This window comes from Bifidobacterium sp. ESL0769 (assembly GCF_029395495.1).
Lineage (GTDB): Bacteria > Actinomycetota > Actinomycetes > Actinomycetales > Bifidobacteriaceae > Bifidobacterium.
In genome coordinates, this window is sequence record NZ_CP113918.1 from 392,940 (window position 1) to 411,864 (window position 18,925).

Below are 18,925 nucleotides of genomic sequence, written 5' to 3' on the forward strand. Positions count from 1 at the left end.
CTATATGAGGATGCAAAAAAAGAAATCAAGGGTGTCTAGACTACTGGCTTGTTTGATAGCCGGTTCCATGGCTTTGGCGACGTTATTTCCCGGTACGGCCTATGCCGGTGGTGGCGGCGGCTCGGCCGGTGGTGGCGGCGAAGGAACCATGGAGGTCTCCCAGCAATGGGCTTACAGAGATAATAACGATGGCGGCTTTGGTGGGCATGCCATGTCGTCCATTACTGCAGCGTTCTCGCAGATGGGTGTGACAATGGGCATCGGCACTGCCGTCGCTCAACAAGCGCTGGACGAGGCGAACACCAATTGCACCAACCGTTTCCACGAGGCTCATCCCGGACAAGGTGACGGTGATTGCCGTGTGGTTGCTGTGGGCACTATGACTGGGCCAAGCAAAGAGTTCAGCGGGCAGGTTCATAATCCCAAAAGCATATGGATTGATAACTGGGCTGTCCAGGTTGCCGGAGGTACCTATAGCAACGGCGGAGTCGCGTATAGTACTTCAACTCCTTTTGCAGATCAGCCTGGTACGTCGGTGGATTCTTTGGTGGATCAGTATGCTTCGGATGATGTGTCGATTGTGGTAATCATGCTCAATAGGTTCGAGCCGAAGATTCCAGAGTATGACCTGACGGTGTCGACCTCCCAGCAGGCGCCGGCTGGCTTGGTCGTAGGTGCGACGAATGCCATCCGAGACACGATCCATGCGAGCAACAATGGTTCACCGATTTTTGAGGATGTCAATGCGGATGTGACCTTGCACTACGCTGGTCAGCCCGATGGATATGTGTCGGTCGAAGGGTCGCAGAAAACTGGTGGAATTCATAACAATGGCGATTCCTCGTCCCCGTCGTTCTCGCCCTCGGATCTGGGCATGACCCATTGGCAGGAGGGCCAGTACTGGTTCGACGTGAGTGTCGGAAAACAAGGCAAGATGAGCGCGGCCACTTCGCATATGGGTTCCGCTGATGCCTCCGAGCAATGGTATGTTTCCTCGTCCGCTCCCGCAGCACCGCGAAAGAACGTGCAGGAGGGTACCAGCGCGAACAACATGGTCAATACGACCACGATTGAATCCGATACCGGCCGCGGCGGCTATGAGATGCATTTCAAGGATGCGATTGCGCCCCATGGCGTCAACTACAGTGTCTCCGATATGAAGGTCACCGATACTAGCGCGAATTCGGACGTGTCAGGCCAATTTACGATGAATTGGGATCGGTCTGCGAATGCCGTCACGGCTGACCGCTCACCGAGCGCCGGTGAGATGCCTCTCAACCATGTTTTCAGGTTCACATTCAAAGTGACCGTGCACGATCCGAATGTGAATATGGTGGGGGACACGGCTTCAGTGGCATGGAATCGGAAACCTTTCGTGGATACGGCCCATTACCAGTTCCCGACCAGAAACCCGAATCCGGACAAGGCTTGGACTACGGATCCCAATGAATCTCTTGCCACTGCCGATTCGAACCATACGAATCATGCCGGTTCGGACGGCAGAACGTTCGTGCCGGGAGACCGGGTTTCCAGCGTGGTCAACGGCACGTTGCCGAAAGATTTGGTGGAAGATCTTTCACAATATTCGTTGACCGATGACTGGTCGGATGCGTCCCGTTACGTGAACTTCCCCAATGAAAACGCCAAAGTGTACGTGGACGGTATCGATCGAACCGTTGATTTCACCGTGACGACCAGCGGGTCGAAGACCACCGCCATCGCGCGGCCTTCCATTCTCGCCGGCAGTGCTCATCAGCCCGCCGATCGCCCGGTGAAACTCGTGCTGGACGGTACTTTCAAGCTCGAGACCACCGCCACCGATGCAATATCGATGACCAATTCGGGTGACGAAAAGTGGAATGGGCAGACCACAGCCACCAACAGGCCGCCTGTGCTGATTCGCAGCCCGAACCCCGACAAGGCGTGGGTTAAAGATGGTCAGGAGGCGCAGTCTGCCAGTGACCACAGCCACACCAATGCCGTGGCTGCCGACAACAAGACCTACGTGACCGGCGACGATGCGGTTGTGGTCGTCAACGGAACGTTGCCCAAGAACCTTGCCAAGGATTTGAACCAATATGCCATAGTGGATGACTGGTCACAGGCTGCACAATACGTCGACTTTCCCAATGATCGGGTTAAGGTCTACGTCGATGGCGTCGATCGCAGCGCCGACTTCGGCATCGAGACCAGCGGCCACGTCACCACTGCCACCGCCAAGCCTGCGATTCTGGTCGGCAGTGGCAAACAGGCGCGGGATCGCAGGGTAAAACTCGTTCTTACCGGAGCTATGCTCAAAGACGTCGATGCGCATACCACCGCCACCATCGTCAACAAGGGCAGCGAGCAGTGGAATAGAAAAACGGCCGCCACGAACATGCCGCAAGTGCATGTGTGGAGCCCGAATCCCGACAAAAGCTGGGTGCGGCTCAATGAATCGGGTAGATGGAACCTGGTGATTGACCCAGCCAAAAGCAACGCGACCGGCGCCGATAATCTTACCTTCCTTGACGGTGATCAGTTGGGAGCGGTGGTCAATCTTCCGGTAACCGACCCGAGTGTGCTGGAATATGGTGTCAGCAGGCTTTCACTGACCGATGACTACGCGAAAGCCGACTATCTTGTCGACCCGCAGGCGATTTCCAAGGTGCGCGTCTATATGGCGCCTGCTGGCACGAGCAATCAGTCAAGCGTCGATGCCATCAACAATGTCGCCGGTTCTGATATCACCAAGCGGTTCAACGTTACCCGGGACGGTACGAGGATCACGGCTACGGCCAAGGCCAATTGGCTTGCCGATTTCTCTCGTCATGTCGGTGCCGTGCAAATCACCATGTTCGTTCCGTTTGTCGCCAACTATGGCAACGGCGAGGATATTGCGAAAGTACGTGAGGACTTCCACAAGAACCCCGGCGACGAACTTGCTTTCGGCACGGATCCCACTGGCACGAATCTGCTCAACTCGGCTTCCATTCTCGTCAACAGGCAGGGCAAGGACACCAACTTGCCGAAGATCTACGGCTATCTGCCGCCGGTGAAAAAGGACGTGGTCAGCGAGGCGTCGCAAGGTGGTTCGCAGGATTCGGTGGATGGCAAGGTGGTCTATCCTGGCCAAAAGCTCGAATACGATTTGGACACCCAGCCGCATCTGCCTTCTCTGGCTTACGTCGTGAAGACCATCGTATTCACCGACCGATACGACCGCTACCTGAAGCCAGACAAGCAGACACTTGAGCTCATGGATCTCAACAGCGGGCGTATGGTTCCCAAATCGAAATACGTGACCAGGTGGGACGATGCGGCGCATGAGGTGGTCGTATCCATCACCGATATGGTGCTCATTTCGCAGTGGCAGGCCGGGGGGACGCCGCGTTTGCAGCTGCGGTTCGAGGGCACGGTTTCGGCCGATGCTCCCACGGACCACAGGGTCGGCAACCAGTGGATGCTCACTTTGAACAACTCGGTGACACCAAGCAATGAGGTATTCAATATTCCGCCTACGCTGAACCCCGCCAAACATGATTTTCAGAGTTCGAAGCAGGGCGACCCCGCCGTTTCCATTGATGGAAAGACGCTGCTTTTAGGCGATACCGGCAACTACGTCATCGACCTGGACGCCACACAGACCGGTCAGGCCTACAAGGTATGGAAGCTCGGCGTTGTCGACGATTTCGACGAGGAATATCTCAAGGTCGACCCCACCGGCATCACGGTGATCGGCGACGACGGACGCGACTACACCGCGAAATTCAATATTCAAGTGCTCGATGGCGTGCTCTACGTCTTCGCGAAACGGGTCGATACGTTCGTGGCGGCTTCCGGCGAAACCATCAACGGTGACCCGCAGCCCACCGATCTCAAGGCCTATGCGACTTCGGATAGCCATGACCCGCTTGCTGATCCGGCGATTGACCAGACGCTTCTGGGTCAGTGCTATCACATCACGTTGCCGTACGTTGTGCAGAAGGTCACGGATGGCTATGTGGTGAAGAACAAGGTCACGCAGGTCGAGAACAATGTGCGCAAGAAGAGCAACCAGGTCTCTAACCCGCTCAAGCTCATCAATCCGGCAAAGGATGTGGTTGTGACGGTGGGCGGAGAATCGGTCAACGGTTCGAGTATCTACAAAGGCGGTGCCTTCCTTTATCGCCTCGACAGTTCCGTGCTGCCGGCCAATCGAGCCTATACTTCCGTCGAAAAATGGAGTATCGTCGACAAGCTTGATCCGGATTACGACGAATACACCGGCCAATGGGCGGTCTATGCCACGCGGGATCTGCATGCCGGCGATGGCAGCGTGCTTGCGGGGAAAGGCCATAGGATTGCAGGCAACGAATTCGACAGCTCCCGGCTTGGCGGCGACATGTTCACTTTGCAGGCGGCGGGCGATGGCACGTTGAGCGTCATTGCCACGCCGGCCTACCGCGCTCTGGTCTCTGCGGATTTTGCGCACGAGCAAGGGTGGTGCGCTTACCTGCAAGTGCGTAGGCTCAAGGCTACCGATCGCCACGAGAACAAGTTCAGTGAGACCATGAACGACAAGGTCAACGAATCGAACGTCGTGTGGACACGCACGCCGGAGCTCACTCCGAGCCTGCATATCGAAAAGTGGGACAAGTCCAGCGGCTGGTCGACAGGCGACCGCGACGAGCCCGATGACTCGTTGCTGATGACGATGGGCGACGCCGATATCGTCTTCACCGTCACCAACACCAGCAAGAGCGAGAACGGCCACGGTGCGGTATTCCGGGCCAAGGACCTGGAAATCACCGACACCACCATTTCCGGGGACGGGGCGATTGCGAGTCTCAAATATCCCCGAAACTGGTCGTCTTTGGTGCTGCGGCCCGGTGACCATGTCGATGTCATCGGCACGTTGAAGGATGTCTCGTTCAAGCATCGGGACCGTGCAAAAGTCACGGGCGTACCGCTGGAGGAATTGCCTGCAGTGGACCGTAACCCATGGGGCGAGGATTCCGGCAATGGCATTGCCAAGAGGGATGCCTCAGGCATTGCGGCTACGCGCGGTAGCGGTTCTGTTTCTACGGCCGCGTCTGGTTTTGACTCTGCGGTACTTGCATCTGCTACCGGATCCGCGTCTGTGTCTGCACCCTCATCTCTGACTTCTGTACCGGGTTCTGCGCTTATGCTCAGTTCCGTGGGTGGTTCAGGTTCGGGTTCTGGTTCCCGGATTTCGCTTGGAAGGCAGGGCGTCGATAAAGCCGCTTCCAGCCGGGTCATTCGACAGGATGTGCGGCTCTCGCCTGAAGAAAGTGGGTTCGTGGGCATGAAATCATTTACTCAGGGGACGGGCAAGCCAAGCGCCGAAATCGATGGCAACGTCATGAGTGTGATGCGGCCGGTGGCCTCCAATATGGATGATTGGAACGGCCGACGGGAGACTTTGGCCATCAGCGGCGCATCCATCACCTTGTTGCTACTAGTTGCAGGTGCGTTCCTCTTCGGCGCGATTCTGCTGGAAGTCTTCAAAGGCAACCGGTACTGTCCGCGGCATCGGTGATTGAAAGCATCGGCATCATTAGTTTCCGGGGTTTCGTATGTTTGGGAGCCCCGGGAGGCAAGGTTCGCAGGCTGAGCGAATCCAGCAACCATTCAGCTTACATTTAATAATATCTGCCGAAAATAGTTGGATTTCTTGGGTTTCGCCACAGCGCTCACCCATGATGACATTGTTCAATATGTTTATCCGGCCCAGAAAGGCAGGCAAACGGCCACCCGTTTCCCGCTTTTCGACCGAGACGATACAGGCACTTGCGATTTGTGGGGGTGCAGGCGGCTGTATCGACGATGGATAGTCATTCGATTCGTCTGCCGATATCGGTCAGACGCGCAGAAATATGAACAGGAGCATCAAGATGGACAAGAACACGAACGACGACACGAATATCAACGCAACGAACAACAACGCAGGGAACGGCCAACCTGTTGGCGATTTAGGTTTTGCTGCGAACACACAGCCGATGGGAGGAAATGGTTTTGCTGCGAGCGGTCAGCCGGCAGGTGGAGCAAGCTTTGCTGCCAAGGGTGAACCGGGCGGTGCCGGTGGCTTTGCGGCCGTCAACCCGTTGGGCAACGCTGGACAAAAACCGAAGGAGCATTCCGGCAAGATGTGGGGTGCCATCATCGGCATCGCTCTCGCGTGCGGCTTGGCAGGCGGTGCAATCGGCGGATTCGCGACTGCGCAAGCGGTCGTACCTTCGCATAGCCAACAAATGGAACGCCAGATGCCTTCGGGCCAAGGCCGTCGAGGCATGGGGCAGATGCCCGGAGCCAGCGGCGAATCCATGAATGGAAGTGGTCAGTCGGGTCAGTCCGGTCAAGACGGATCTGGAATGTCAGGAAATTCCGGTCAGTCGGACGGTTCCGGCTCCTCCGACGACTCGAGCCAATCCGACACAATGGGCTCTACGGGTGGTTCGGACATGTTCGGCGGATCAGATTCTCAAAACGGTGGCAGCACGAGATCCTCCGGAAAGTCGCGTAGCGGTGCGTCCGATTCCTCTCGAAGCGGTGCCAGCGGAACAAGCTCATCGCAAACGAATACTTCGGCCAGTTCCAGAAGTTCGAGTATTTCTAATGGTTCGACCTCAAGCGGCTCAGGCGCGTCCCTAATGATTTCCGGCACGACATTGCGGAAAGCCTGATGTGCGTGTGCTTTTCATAAGCGGGAGTAAATTAATTCGATTTGACGATGGCCTCGGTTTGTACCGAGGCCATTTTTCTGTGCCGGTTTCGTAGGCCTCTTTTGTGGGCGAAACCCATGTTTTATCGTATTCAGATAGCATCCAGCAAACGTCCATGGTATTGGTGACAGGTTTCGGGTTTCGTCCCACGATTGCCTGAGCGTATATCCAAAATCGTCGTGTGTACTGTGATTATGACAAAGCTACATCAGCCGCAAACGGCACAACACAGTTCCAACTCCATCAACGCTTCGCAGGATTTCAAGCATGACTCGCCCAATCCTCCCAAACCCCTCTCCATCGCCGAGCGCGTGGGGAAGCCAGCATATGTGGATGCCGACATCGTCATCCCCGTCTACAACGAACGTGAGCAGCTCACCGACTCGGTTCTCGCCCTGATGCGGTTTTTGAGTTCTCCGCGTCATAGCCGATTTCCGTCGCAATCCCAGCCGTCTTATTTCCCGCTATACAGCTGGAACATCGTCATTGCCGACAATGCGAGTACCGACGATACCTGGCCGATTGCGGTCAGCTTGGCTCGGCAGTACCCGAAATTCGTCCGTGCCATTCGTATTCCGGCGAAAGGCCGGGGTCGTGCGTTGAAATTGGCGTGGGGTGAATCTCATGCGAAAGTCCGTGCGTACATGGACGTCGACCTCTCTACCGACATCCGCCTGACCGATGTGCTCATCAATTCGATCTTGAACGGGGGAGCCGAAGTGGCAAGCGGTTGTCGTCTGCTCGACGAATCGCACGTCACCCGCTCCGCCAAGCGCGAATTCATTTCCCGCAGCTACAACGTGCTCTTGCGCGCGACGCTGGGCGTCACCTTTGAAGACGCACAGTGCGGTTTCAAAGCAATCAGCGCCGAGGCAGCCAAGTTTTTGCTGCCGAAGATACAAGACAACGAGTGGTTTTTCGACACCGAGCTTCTGACGCTTGCGCAGACTTGCAATCTGCCTACTTATATATTCCCGGTGCGTTGGGTCGAGGACGCGGGCACGACCGTCGACATTCCCGACACCGTCCGCAAAGACCTTGAGGGCATCAAGCGGATGCGGCGCACCCTCGCCACTTCACTTATTTAGTCATATGTAAAAGGACAAATCCATGAATGAAAGATCAAATCAGTTCGTCCGTATCAAATCAGCGTTCACCGGCATCCCCGGAGGCCGTTTCGTTTCTGCCGACCCGATACATACCGTCCGTCATTCCATTGCCAAAAAACGCAAGTGGTTTGATTGGCTCGCCTTCGGCATCATGATGGCGGCCACGGTGGCGATCATGTTCGTCAACCTTACTGCCAACGGATTCGCCAACGAGTTCTACGCGGCCGCTGCCCAAGCCGGTTCGAAAAACTGGGAGGCGTTCCTATGGGGATCGTCGGACGCCGCAAACTCCATCACCGTCGACAAGCCGCCGGCCGCATTGTGGCTGATGGCGCTTTCCATCAGGGCATTCGGCCTGAACTCCTTCGCCCTGCTCCTGCCCGAAGCGCTCTGCGGGGTGCTCAGCGTCTGGCTGCTATACGCCTCGGTACGCCGGTATTGGGGCAACTGGGCTGGCATCATCGCCGGTTCCACCCTCGCGTTGACCCCGGTGGCCGCGCTGATGTTCCGTTTCGATAATCCCGACGCACTGCTGGTCCTGCTCATGGTTGCGGCTTCGGCATCGGTCTCGCGGGCGCTGGAATATGACCCCGACCGCAAGGGCAACCGCAAACGTACCCTGTGGCTCGCGCTCGCTGGGGTGTGCATCGGCTTTGGATTCTTGACGAAACAAATGCAGGTGTTTCTTGTCCTTCCCGGCTTTGCGCTCGCGATTCTGATCGCATCCCCGACGAAATTCTGGCGGCGTCTGGTCGATAGCGTGGTCGCACTCGCCTCAATGGTCGTCAGCGCCGGCTGGTGGGTCCTGCTCACCGTCATCGTTCCTGCCGGTTCTCGCCCGTATATTGGTGGCTCGCAAAATAATTCGTTCCTTGAACTCACTTTCGGCTACAACGGTTTCGGTCGCTTGACCGGCAACGAAACAGGTTCGGTGGTTCCTGGGGGCGGAGGTGCGGGGCACGCGGGCACCCACGCCGGTACCGGTTCCACTGGCGGCAAGATTTCCGAAACACTCGGCAATGCGTACAGCGCCATGACCGGTGGTATGGGCGGTGTCCCTGGTGGGGCACCGGGCGCTGGCGGCGGTCAAGGTCACGGCGGTCGCACTCAAGGCGGCGGTATGTGGGGCCAAACCGGTATCACGCGTCTTTTCGACGGCGTCTACGGCACCCAGATTTCCTGGCTTGCGCCCATTGCTTTCGCCGGCATCCTCATCGGTCTCGTCGTTTCGATTCGCGTCCGTCGTACCGATATGCGGCGCGCTGGCGTGATGGTTTGGGGCGGTTGGCTGGCCGTCACCTGGTTGACGTTCAGCTTCATGGGCGGTATCTTCCATCAGTATTACACAGTCGCACTCGCCCCAGCGGTTGCTGTGATGGTCGCCGTGGCTGTAACGAATCTTTGGGAGCGGCGCGGTGCCTTGTGGTCGCGTCTGTTCGCGACGATTTTGGTACTCGTCAATACGTTGTGGGCCGCACAACTGCTGTCGCGCTCTTCGTGGCTACCGTGGTTGCGCCCGAGTGTTCTTATCATCGGCGGTCTAGCGACGCTAGCACTGCTGGTTTCCACCGTCGCTCTGCTGCCGATACGTTCGCTGCACGCCATGCGTTCTGGCAACGGAGGCGAGATAGTCAGGAAAATCGGTTTGATTGGCATCGTTTTGGCCACGGTCGCGCTTTATGCCGGCCCGACTGCATGGACTGGCTATACGGTTGCTACAGGTCATCACGGTTCGATAGTGACTGCTGGGCCCGAGGTTGCCGGCTCGATGGGCGGCCCTGGCGGTGGTCATGGTGGTCGCGGAGGTTTTGGCGGTCAAGGTGGTCAAGGCGGCCCGGGAGGTGCTATGCCCGGCGGTGGTCAGCAAAGTCAAGGTGCCCAGCAGGGTCAAAATCCAGGCGGCTCTGGTAACCAAGGTGGTTTTGGCGCCGGCATGCCCGGCCAGAATAACCAGAACAACACCAATGGTTCGAACAAATTCAATGGTTCTTCCGCTTCGGGTAGCACTCGGGGCCAATCGGCACAGGTTGGCCCGTCCACCAGCGGCATCAAAGGTATCAACGGAAACGGTAAAACCGGTTTCAGCGGCCAGTCCGGTCGAGGTCAGCGCGCCACCCGTAACGGTCACGGCGGTGCAGGTGGTCTGCTTGGCGGAGATGGCGCGAGCTCGGTTGGCAGCAAACTCAAAAGCCTGCTGATGAAAGACTCTGACAAATACACGTGGATCGCTGCGGCCACGGGTTCGCAGAGCGCGTCCGGTTACCAGCTGGCCACGCAGAAGCCGGTCATGCCGATTGGCGGCTTCAACGGCTCCGATCCGAGCCCGACGCTCGCGCAGTTCAAGCGTTATGTCAAGGAGGGCAAGATTCACTACTACATCGGCAGCCGCGAAATGGGCGGTAACGGGCACGGCGATGGTCGCGGCGGCGGTATGGGCGGCAAGCAGATGGGCGGCTCCAACGCTTCCAGAGAGATCGCCACGTGGGTCAAGTCCAACTTCAAGTCCCAAACCGTCGACGGCGTCACCCTCTACGACCTGACGTCCCCCAAGGCCACGAAGTAAAGGAGGCAATCCTATCCAAAATCAAATGAGCAGTCGGATCATCAGGTTTTAAAACCCATTGGTCCGGCTGTTTTGTCATGGACGGAATATGCGGTTACTCTGATTTTAATTTTGTAATTGCCTGTGGAATATTCAAGCAGTAAACTTGGTGACAAATGCAGTGCGCAAGCTGGTGCGCATTTGCCAAAGCAATGATGCAAGGCCAAGAGGTAATAGGGGAGGGCGCAATGACCGATTCCAACGAAGAATGGCAGCCTATCGCGTTCAAGTACCAAATTACGGGGATGCTGATAGCCAATTTGATATCTTGCATTGTCGCGGAAGTGATTGCGCTGATTATTATGAAAGTAATGCGTTTTCCGTACTCTGTCGATCGCATCGTGGGGTTCTTGACTCTGGCCGTTGTGATCAGTGCGTTCCCGCAGGTCTTTATTAATCGTCGCTTTTGCCGCAAAACTCACATCGACTATCCCGTTTCATGGGGTGCGACCCTGCTCCATCCCGTCGTGCTCGTGGTGGTTATGGTGCTGATCAATCTGGTTTATCCGATCGGCAACATGTTCGTTCCTGCGTTTGTCGTAGTCGTCGATTTGGCCGTTTCCATATGGACTAAGCCAAGGGCGGGGGATGAGAGGATTGCGCGCAAGGCTACAGAGAAGTCCGATGGCGAGTCGGGCCAGGAGCATAAGTAGGCTGACGAAAAGAAAGGCGCCGGGCAACACTAAAAGGCAGACGACTGCAACTGCAAGTGCGGCGTCAACAAGCTCCATGGCGAAAATTTAAGACCTTCGTCTATGAAGATGTTTCGGTGACGCTATGCCCTTAAGAAGTGTTTGAAAAGCTGGCTTGGTTGTTGTGACCATCCGCCCGGCAGATACACCTTGGCCCCGATGCTCGTTTCCAAGCATCGGGGCCAGCGGCATAACATTAGAATCACATGCTTATCAGTCATGACCCTTGCGCGGTAAAAGCTTTTTGCCCGCCTTATGGTTCGTGCAAGGTACCCGTTGCCATAGCTGACATCGTAAGTATACCATCCTTATAGGAATATTTTTCTTTCACTTGTTCGATGCAGGGCAACCAATCCTTAGCAGGATAATATTTTTATAGGGATATTCCTCTTTCAAGATAGGATGAGCTTACCGCTGAAACCTCTTACCCAAGGTGGAAGCGGTCGTGCGGCTATCCGGTCGTATCGTCCTCGCCGCGCCATCGCGGCGCGGCATGATAGAAAGAATCACCATGCTGAAAAATAGGAAGGACTCTGACGGCCCGGAAGTCGTCCAAGCCTTCGCAGTGCTTCTCGCCGCGTTGGCGGCCAGAGCGGACAACGCCGTGGCTGACATCCTGCTCGTAGCTCTCACGGGTTGCGTGCTCGCAAGGTATTGGATGCATCGACGGGAGTAATCGTTGGAGTCAGCTCGGCGCGGGGCGACCCGCGTCGGGCACTTCCTTCTAATGTGCTGGTTATTTTCCGGACCCATAACCCAAGGTCTCGGGTTACAGCGTACGTTTAAGCGCACCGGGACGTTATCAAAAAATGATTAAGCCCGGAAATCGTTGAGATTCCGGGCTTTTGGTAGCGGGGTCAGGATTTGAACCTGAGACCTCTGGGTTATGAGCCCAGCGAGCTACCGAACTGCTCCACCCCGCGACGGCTGTTTTAGACAGCAATAATCTAGATTACGGGTAATGGCGTAAATGTCAAATTTTCGGCGCGTTTTTTGCTATTAGGGCAGAAACTGGCCAGAAGTGCGTCCATAATGGAACCATGCCTATCAAGATTGCCAGCGGACTGCCGGCGCGTGAAATACTCGAGAGCGAGCGGATCTTCGCCATCGAGAAGCCGGAAGCGGAGCAGCAGAAGATCCGCCCGCTGAAGTTGGTCATCCTCAACTTGATGCCCAAGAAAATCGAGACCGAAACCCAGCTTTTGCGCCTGATCTCCAAATCTCCGCTGCAGGTCGACATCGATTTTATGAAGACCTCGACTCATGAGTCCACCCACGTCAGTGCTGATCACCTGCTGAAGTTCTACGAGAATTTCGACGCGTTCAAAGACAACTATTATGACGGCTTGGTGGTCACGGGCGCACCCGTGGAGCAGCTTGATTTCGAACAGGTGGATTATTGGGACGAGCTTACGCAGATTCTCGATTGGGCGCAGACCCACGTTTTCTCGACGATGTACCTGTGCTGGGGCGCGATGGCCGGTCTCAACTATCGTTACGGCATCCGCAAACAAAATTTCAAAGAAAAACTTTTCGGCGTGTTCCCACAATATTTGCAGGACGAATACTGCTTCATCACCAACGGTTTTGACGAAATCTCGCTGCAGCCGCATTCGCGTGTCGCGGGCATGAACGAAGACGATATCGCCAAAAATCAAGACCTTCAGGTCCTCACCTGGGGCCCGCAGGCCGGTTCCGGCCTGATTGCCGCTCGCGATTTTTCCGAGGTTTTCGTGCTCGGCCATTGGGAGTACGGCAAGTACACGCTGCGCGACGAATACGAGCGTGACAAGGCCAAGGGCCTTACCAATGTGCCGTTCCCAGCCAACTATTTCCCGCATGACGATCCCATGATGGAACCGCTTTTCTCTTGGCGCGCCCACGCGAACCTGCTGTGGCGCAACTGGCTCAACTGGGTTTACGAGACCACGCCCTACGACCTTAAGGAAGTTCCAAAACTTCGCGCAGAGAAGAAATTGGGCACCGACCGTTCCATTCGACATGAGCCGGGGGAACCGCGTAATGATTGCTTCAGACCGCTCGAAAATGATGGATATGGGCTCATTTCGAACGCCGTCAAAAGTTGAAATATTCCGACATCAAACTGTTTGATGATGTTGATGATTATCGGTAAACGCTAATATTTTCAGTGAATGTGACAGGATTTACATTTTTTCGGGGAAACGACGTACAATCGTCACCGGCCGTTCGAAGTCGAGGGTCGTGTCGGGTACGTCAAGTCCGGCATGATTTCTTGCCCCCGAAAGGCCCAAGAAGTGAGATTGTTGGCAATTCGCAACGATTTGTGAAAAGCGACACCTTCATTTCCGTTGATTGGAATAGACTGGGAAGCCTGAGATAAATCAGGGAGGACATATGATCGAAGCTGTTGGCGCGAATATGTTGTTGGCGTCGGCGTCTGGCGCGGATTTGCCGGGTGTCAACGACTTCCTGCCTCCGGAGATTCTTTTCCAGGGCACACCATTCGCTATCAACCGCATCATTCTCATCCGCATCGTCGCTACGATTCTCTTGCTCATCATTTTGGGCATCACCGCGGCCCGTGCCAAGCTCATTCCCGGCCGCTGGCAGGGTCTGATCGAATTCGGCATGGACTTCGTACGCGACAGCGTGGTTTACGAGACCATGGGCGAGTTGCGTGGCAAACGTTATGTGCCGATGATCACCACCCTGTTCTTCACAATCTTCTTCTTCAATCTCTTCGGGGTCATCCCCGGAGCGAATATGGCCGCTACGGCCACAATCACCATGCCGTTGGTCTTCGCCATCTGGGTTCTGGTGCAGTATTGGATCGCCGCATGCCGCGAAAAGGGGCTTTGGGGCTACATTCGTGACGAATGCTTCACTCCTGGCGTGCCGTGGCCTGTCTACATCCTTCTGGCTCCGATTCAGCTGCTCGAGTTGGTTATCATCCGCCCGGCATCGCTGACGATTCGACTTTTCGCCAACATGATTTCCGGCCACCTTACAGTCGCCACATGCCTGGCGTTTGCACAGTTCTGGATGATCGAGTCGGCCAACAAGATGGTCGGCGTGCCTGTTGGTGCGGCGTGGTTCCTCGGTGGCATCGTGATGACACTGTTCGAAGTTTTCGTTGCCTTCCTGCAGGCCTACGTCTTCTCGATTCTCGCGACGGTCTATATCAACCTGAGTTATCCGGAGGCCGAATAGTCAACGAATAATCAGATAAATAGTCGGATTGAAACGACATTGCGGCCTCGCCTGAAGTGAAGACGAGAGAAGCAAGACACAAGCCGCAAACAATAATTTTTACAATTGAACAAAGCAACAAAGCAGTAACCAAAGTTGTACCGGTTTTTTTAATGCCGACACGGCACTGGAAAGGAAAACAAATGGATATCATCACTCTCGCAGCGGTTTCTGGCAACCTGAGCGTTATCGGCTACGGCCTGGCCACCCTCGGCCCGGGCCTCGGCCTCGGCATTCTCTTCGGCAAGGCCATGGAGTCCACGGCCCGCCAGCCCGAAGTCAGCGGCAAGATCCAGATGATCATGTTCATCGGCCTGGCTCTGGTCGAGGTTCTCGGCCTGCTCGGCTTCGTCGCCGCTCTGGTGCTCTAAAAGCAAACCAGCAACAAGCGAAAACAATGACAGAAACGAACGATGAAAGGAGATCACGATGACATTTGCTGCCTCGAAGGGCATCAACCTGTTTATTCCCAAGGTCTATGACATCGTATGGTCCCTGATCATTCTTGCCATAGTCGCTGTGTTCTTCTACAAATTCTTCATGCCCAAGTTCAACGCCATTTTCGACGAGCGCGCCGAAAAGATTCAAGGCAACATCGACAAGGCCAAAAAAGCCAAGGAAGATGCGGACTCGGCCAAGAAGAAGTATGAGGACCAACTCAACCATGCCCGTGTCGATGCTTCTAAGATCACCGACAACGCACGCAGCGAAGCGACGAAGATCATTTCCGACGCCCACACCCGTGCGGACAAGGAAGCGGAGCAGATTACCACGAACGCCCAGCGTTCCATAGCCTCGCAGCAACAGCAGGCGATGGTGACGTTGAAGAGCGAGGTCGGGACTTTGGCCACGGCTCTTGCCGGCAAGATCTTGGGCTCCAAGCTTCAGGACAGCGACGTGCAGACCAACATGCTCGACGACATGATCGACGATCTCGACAAGAAAACGGACAATACGAAGTGACATGTTCCGCCAATCGCCGGAATATGTTGCAGCACAAGGATTTCAAGGGAAGTGAGGTGAACAATGCGAGGAGAAGCGTCAATCAGCGCTGATCGCACATCGCGTGATTCTCTGGCCCCGAAGTTGAGGGCGAAGGGAACGGACGCGTGGCGAATCGGCGAGGAACTGTTCGTTGTCACCAATCTGCTCGACCACGATGCACAGGTGGAGCGTTCGCTCACAGACCCGTCCCGGCCTACCGCCGACAAGGTCGCGCTGATCAAGACCATTCTCGCCGATCAGGCCGATCCCTTGACGGTGGAGATTCTGAACGATTTGGTCTCACGCAATTGGAGCCGGGTCAGTGATATCGCCAACGCCGTGGAGGATTTCGCGGTCGACGCGATGATGTATTACGCTGATGCGACCGACAGCACGCTTGCGGTTTCCGTCGAATTGGCACAAATGCATTCCGCGTTGCTCAAGATGTCGGTGTTGCGTTCCAAGCTTTCCGATGACTTTGCACCGGCTAAGGCGCGCCTTGACCTCCTGCATGCGGTCTTCGGTGATGCGAAGCTCAACAAAGTGACCATGAGATTGGCCGAACATGCAGTTGCCAATCCGCGTCATCGCCGCTTCCTTGAGACGCTGGAGTGGCTTATCGCCAAGTTCACCCGCCATATGGGTCAGTCGATGGTCACCGTCACGACGGCCACACCGTTGAACAAGACGCAGATCAAGCGACTTACCGAGATCTATACGAACAAGCTTGGTCGCCCGGTGCATATCAATTCATCGGTCGATCCCTCGGTTCTCGGCGGCATGCGTGTGCAGATCGGAGCGGATGTCACGGACAACACCGTCGCCGCCCAGCTTTTGCAGTTGCGCCGCAAAGTGACCACGGAAATGTGAGTGGAACAGCGCCATTAAATAAGATACTTGAAAAAGCATCTGTACAAAGACTTATCAGTCAACAAATTAATCAATAAGGAGTGATCATGGCAGAACTTACCATTGATCCTGCGAATGTGCGAAAGGCCCTCGACGATTTCGTCGATTCGTACACGCCCAGCGACACTCCCACCCAAGAGGTGGGCTATGTCGCCACGGCCGGCGATGGCATCGCGCATGTAACGGGACTGCCTGGTTGCATGGCCAACGAGCTGCTGACGTTCGAAGACGGCACGCTCGGTCTGGCTTTCAACCTTGATCCCCGTGAGATCGGCGTGGTTATCCTCGGCGACTTCGCAGGTGTCGAGGAAGGCCAGGAGGTACGGCGCACCGGAGAGGTGCTTTCCGTGCCGGTCGGCGACGGCTATCTCGGGCGTACGGTTGACCCTCTGGGCAAACCGATCGATGGCTTGGGTGAAATCAAAAGCGAAGGCCGCAGAATTCTCGAGGCGCAGGCCCCGGACGTTATGCATCGTCAACCCGTTGTGGAGCCACTCTCCACTGGTTTGAAGGCCATTGACGCGATGACACCGATCGGCCGTGGTCAGCGACAGCTCATCATCGGCGACCGCCAGACCGGCAAGACCGCGATTGCGATCGATGCGATTTTGAACCAGAAGAGCAACTGGGAGAGCGGCGACCCGAAGAAGCAGGTCCGCTGCATTTATGTAGCGGTCGGTCAGAAGGGCTCCACCATCGCCTCCGTGCGTCAGAGCCTTGAAGAGGCAGGCGCGATGGAATACACGACCATCGTGGCCAGCCCGGCTTCCGATTCCGCAGGTTTCAAGTACATCGCCCCCTACACCGGTTCGGCCATTGGTCAGCACTGGATGTATCACGGCAAGCACGTCCTCATCGTCTTCGATGATTTGTCGAAGCAGGCCGAGGCTTACCGTTCGATTTCTCTGTTGCTGCGTCGCCCGCCGGGGCGCGAGGCTTACCCGGGAGACGTCTTCTATCTGCATTCCCGTCTGCTCGAACGTTGCGCCAAGCTCTCCGATGACCTTGGCGGCGGTTCGATGACCGGTCTGCCGATTGTGGAGACGAAGGCGAACGACGTGTCCGCCTACATCCCGACGAACGTCATTTCGATTACTGACGGTCAGATCTTCCTGCAGTCCGATCTGTTCAACGCCAACCAGCGCCCCGCAGTGGACGTCGGCATCTCGGTCTCCCGCGTCGGTGGCGCGGCCCAGACCAAGGCGTTGAAGAAGGTTTCCGGCACTTTGAAGATTTCGCTGGCACAGTATCGTTCGTTGCAGTCCTTTGCGATGTTCGCTTCCGATTTGGATGCGGCTTCCAAGGCGCAGCTGACGCGTGGCGCCCGCTTAACCGAGCTGCTGAAGCAGCCTCAGTTCTCCCCGTATTCGATGGAGCAGGAGGTCGTCTCCGTGTGGGCCGGCACCCATGGCAAACTCGACGATCTGGATATCGCCGACGTGCTGCCGTTCGAGCATGGTTTGTTGGACTATCTCGAGCACAACACCGATATCCTTAAGACGATTCGCGACACCGAAAACTTCACCGACGATACGGAGAAGGCTTTGGACGCGGCCGTCGAGGAATATCGTGGCAACTACGTGACCAAGGCTGGTAAGCCGTTGGTTGTGAAGAAGCCTGTCGCCACCACGCCGACGAAGATCGAGCAGGAAAAGATTGTGGCGGGGGATAAGTAACCCATGGCTTCGCAACTCGGATTGAAATCACGTATCGCCTCCACCACGTCGTTGGGCAAGATCTTCAACGCGCAGGAGATGATCGCTTCTTCGCATATCGCCAAGGCACGCACCGTGGCGTTGAATGCGAAGCCATACAGCGACGCGATTTTCGATGCCGTCCAGGCGCTGGCCGCACATACCGATATTGATCATCCGATTGTCAAGTCCACGGAAAAGAACCCTCGGGTCGCCGTTCTGGCCTTGACATCGGACCGCGGTATGGCCGGTGCCTATACCTCGTCGATCATCCGCGAGACGGAGTCGTTGCTTGCGCGCCTTGATAAGGCGGGCAAGGAGCCTCTGCTTTACGTTTATGGCCGTCGCGGTGTTTCCTATTATCATTATCGCAATCGCAAGATTGCGGCGACGTGGGAAGGCAACACCGACCAGCCGGGTGCGGAAACCGCAAGGGAAATCGCCGACCGGCTGTTGGAAGACTATATGAAAACGGCTGCGCAAGGCGGTGTCTCCGAGCTGTATATCATCTTCACGGAATTTGTGAACATGGTGGTGCAGAAGGTTCGTGTGCTGCGGATGCTGCCGGTCGAGCTCGTGCGCAACACCGACCAGAAGGCCGATGGCGATGCAGCGGCACAGCCTGCCGACACCAACGCCAAGTCCGAAAACGGTAGTGCGGACTCTGCGGCAGCCACGGTGGCTGGGGATGTGACATCGGTGGCGAAAACCGATCAGATGTCACCGCTCTATACCTTCGAGCCGAACGTGCACAAGGTGCTCGACGCGATTCTGCCGAAGTACGTGCAGTCCCGCATTCACGAATGCCTGCTGACCGCTGCCGCCTCCGAAACGGCAAGCCGTCAGAACGCCATGCACACCGCGACAGACAACGCCAATAACTTGATCGATTCGCTTACGCGCCAGCTCAACGCTTCGCGCCAGGCCTCGATCACCCAGGAACTTACTGAGATAATCAGCAGCGCAGACGCGCTGAATAAAGAGGAAGAGTAGGAACGCA

At 56.2% G+C, this 18,925-nt stretch carries 13 protein-coding genes and 1 tRNA gene; 13 read left to right on the forward strand and 1 reads right to left on the reverse strand.

All coding sequences use genetic code 11. The annotated features are described in order from the left end of the window. The first annotated feature begins 4 nt into the window (after positions 1–4). From OZX72_RS01430 to OZX72_RS01455, 6 genes are all read left to right on the forward strand, one after another. The gene (locus OZX72_RS01430) at positions 5–5,521 is read left to right on the forward strand and encodes an LPXTG cell wall anchor domain-containing protein (protein WP_277158685.1); all 5,517 of its coding nucleotides are present in this window, start codon (positions 5–7) and stop codon (positions 5,519–5,521) included. A 355-nt stretch (positions 5,522–5,876) separates the two neighbouring features. Further along, positions 5,877–6,665: a hypothetical protein gene (locus OZX72_RS01435; protein WP_277158686.1), complete on the forward strand. Its 789-nt coding sequence runs from the start codon at positions 5,877–5,879 to the stop codon at positions 6,663–6,665. 233 nt (positions 6,666–6,898) lie between these two features. Next, positions 6,899–7,792, forward strand: coding sequence for a glycosyltransferase (locus OZX72_RS01440; protein ID WP_277158687.1), 894 nt, complete (start codon positions 6,899–6,901; stop codon positions 7,790–7,792). A 22-nt stretch (positions 7,793–7,814) separates the two neighbouring features. Further along, the gene (locus OZX72_RS01445) at positions 7,815–10,376 is read left to right on the forward strand and encodes a glycosyltransferase family 39 protein (protein WP_277158688.1); all 2,562 of its coding nucleotides are present in this window, start codon (positions 7,815–7,817) and stop codon (positions 10,374–10,376) included. 227 nt (positions 10,377–10,603) lie between these two features. Beyond that, positions 10,604–11,068: a hypothetical protein gene (locus OZX72_RS01450; RefSeq protein WP_277158689.1), complete on the forward strand. Its 465-nt coding sequence runs from the start codon at positions 10,604–10,606 to the stop codon at positions 11,066–11,068. A 550-nt stretch (positions 11,069–11,618) separates the two neighbouring features. Continuing rightward, positions 11,619–11,783 carry a hypothetical protein gene (locus tag OZX72_RS01455; protein ID WP_277158690.1) on the forward strand — a complete coding sequence of 55 codons (165 nt, stop codon included), beginning with the start codon at positions 11,619–11,621 and terminating at the stop codon, positions 11,781–11,783. A 170-nt stretch (positions 11,784–11,953) separates the two neighbouring features. Here OZX72_RS01455 and OZX72_RS01460 read toward each other — a convergent pair. Further along, positions 11,954–12,030 (reverse strand) — tRNA-Met (locus tag OZX72_RS01460). 117 nt (positions 12,031–12,147) lie between these two features. Between OZX72_RS01460 and metA the strand changes: the two genes are divergently transcribed. The 7 genes from metA to OZX72_RS01495 all read left to right on the forward strand — a co-directional run bounded on the left by metA (position 12,148) and on the right by OZX72_RS01495 (position 18,918). Then, the gene (gene metA / locus OZX72_RS01465; RefSeq protein WP_277158691.1) at positions 12,148–13,194 is read left to right on the forward strand and encodes a homoserine O-succinyltransferase; all 1,047 of its coding nucleotides are present in this window, start codon (positions 12,148–12,150) and stop codon (positions 13,192–13,194) included. Positions 13,195–13,483: 289 nt separating this feature from the next. Further along, positions 13,484–14,299: a F0F1 ATP synthase subunit A gene (gene atpB / locus OZX72_RS01470; RefSeq protein WP_277158692.1), complete on the forward strand. Its 816-nt coding sequence runs from the start codon at positions 13,484–13,486 to the stop codon at positions 14,297–14,299. 182 nt (positions 14,300–14,481) lie between these two features. Continuing rightward, on the forward strand, positions 14,482–14,709 hold the full coding sequence (atpE, locus tag OZX72_RS01475) for an ATP synthase F0 subunit C (RefSeq protein WP_277146158.1): 228 nt from the start codon (positions 14,482–14,484) through the stop codon (positions 14,707–14,709). 58 nt (positions 14,710–14,767) lie between these two features. Next, positions 14,768–15,301 carry a F0F1 ATP synthase subunit B gene (locus OZX72_RS01480; protein WP_277158693.1) on the forward strand — a complete coding sequence of 178 codons (534 nt, stop codon included), beginning with the start codon at positions 14,768–14,770 and terminating at the stop codon, positions 15,299–15,301. A gap of 63 nt (positions 15,302–15,364) precedes the next feature. Continuing rightward, a complete protein-coding gene (locus OZX72_RS01485) occupies positions 15,365–16,192 on the forward strand; it encodes a F0F1 ATP synthase subunit delta (RefSeq protein ID WP_277158694.1) in 828 nt (275 codons plus the stop codon). Between the two features lie 86 nt (positions 16,193–16,278). Next, on the forward strand, positions 16,279–17,907 hold the full coding sequence (atpA, locus tag OZX72_RS01490; protein WP_277158695.1) for a F0F1 ATP synthase subunit alpha: 1,629 nt from the start codon (positions 16,279–16,281) through the stop codon (positions 17,905–17,907). A 3-nt stretch (positions 17,908–17,910) separates the two neighbouring features. Then, the gene (locus OZX72_RS01495; protein ID WP_277158696.1) at positions 17,911–18,918 is read left to right on the forward strand and encodes a F0F1 ATP synthase subunit gamma; all 1,008 of its coding nucleotides are present in this window, start codon (positions 17,911–17,913) and stop codon (positions 18,916–18,918) included. Positions 18,919–18,925 lie beyond the last annotated feature (7 nt).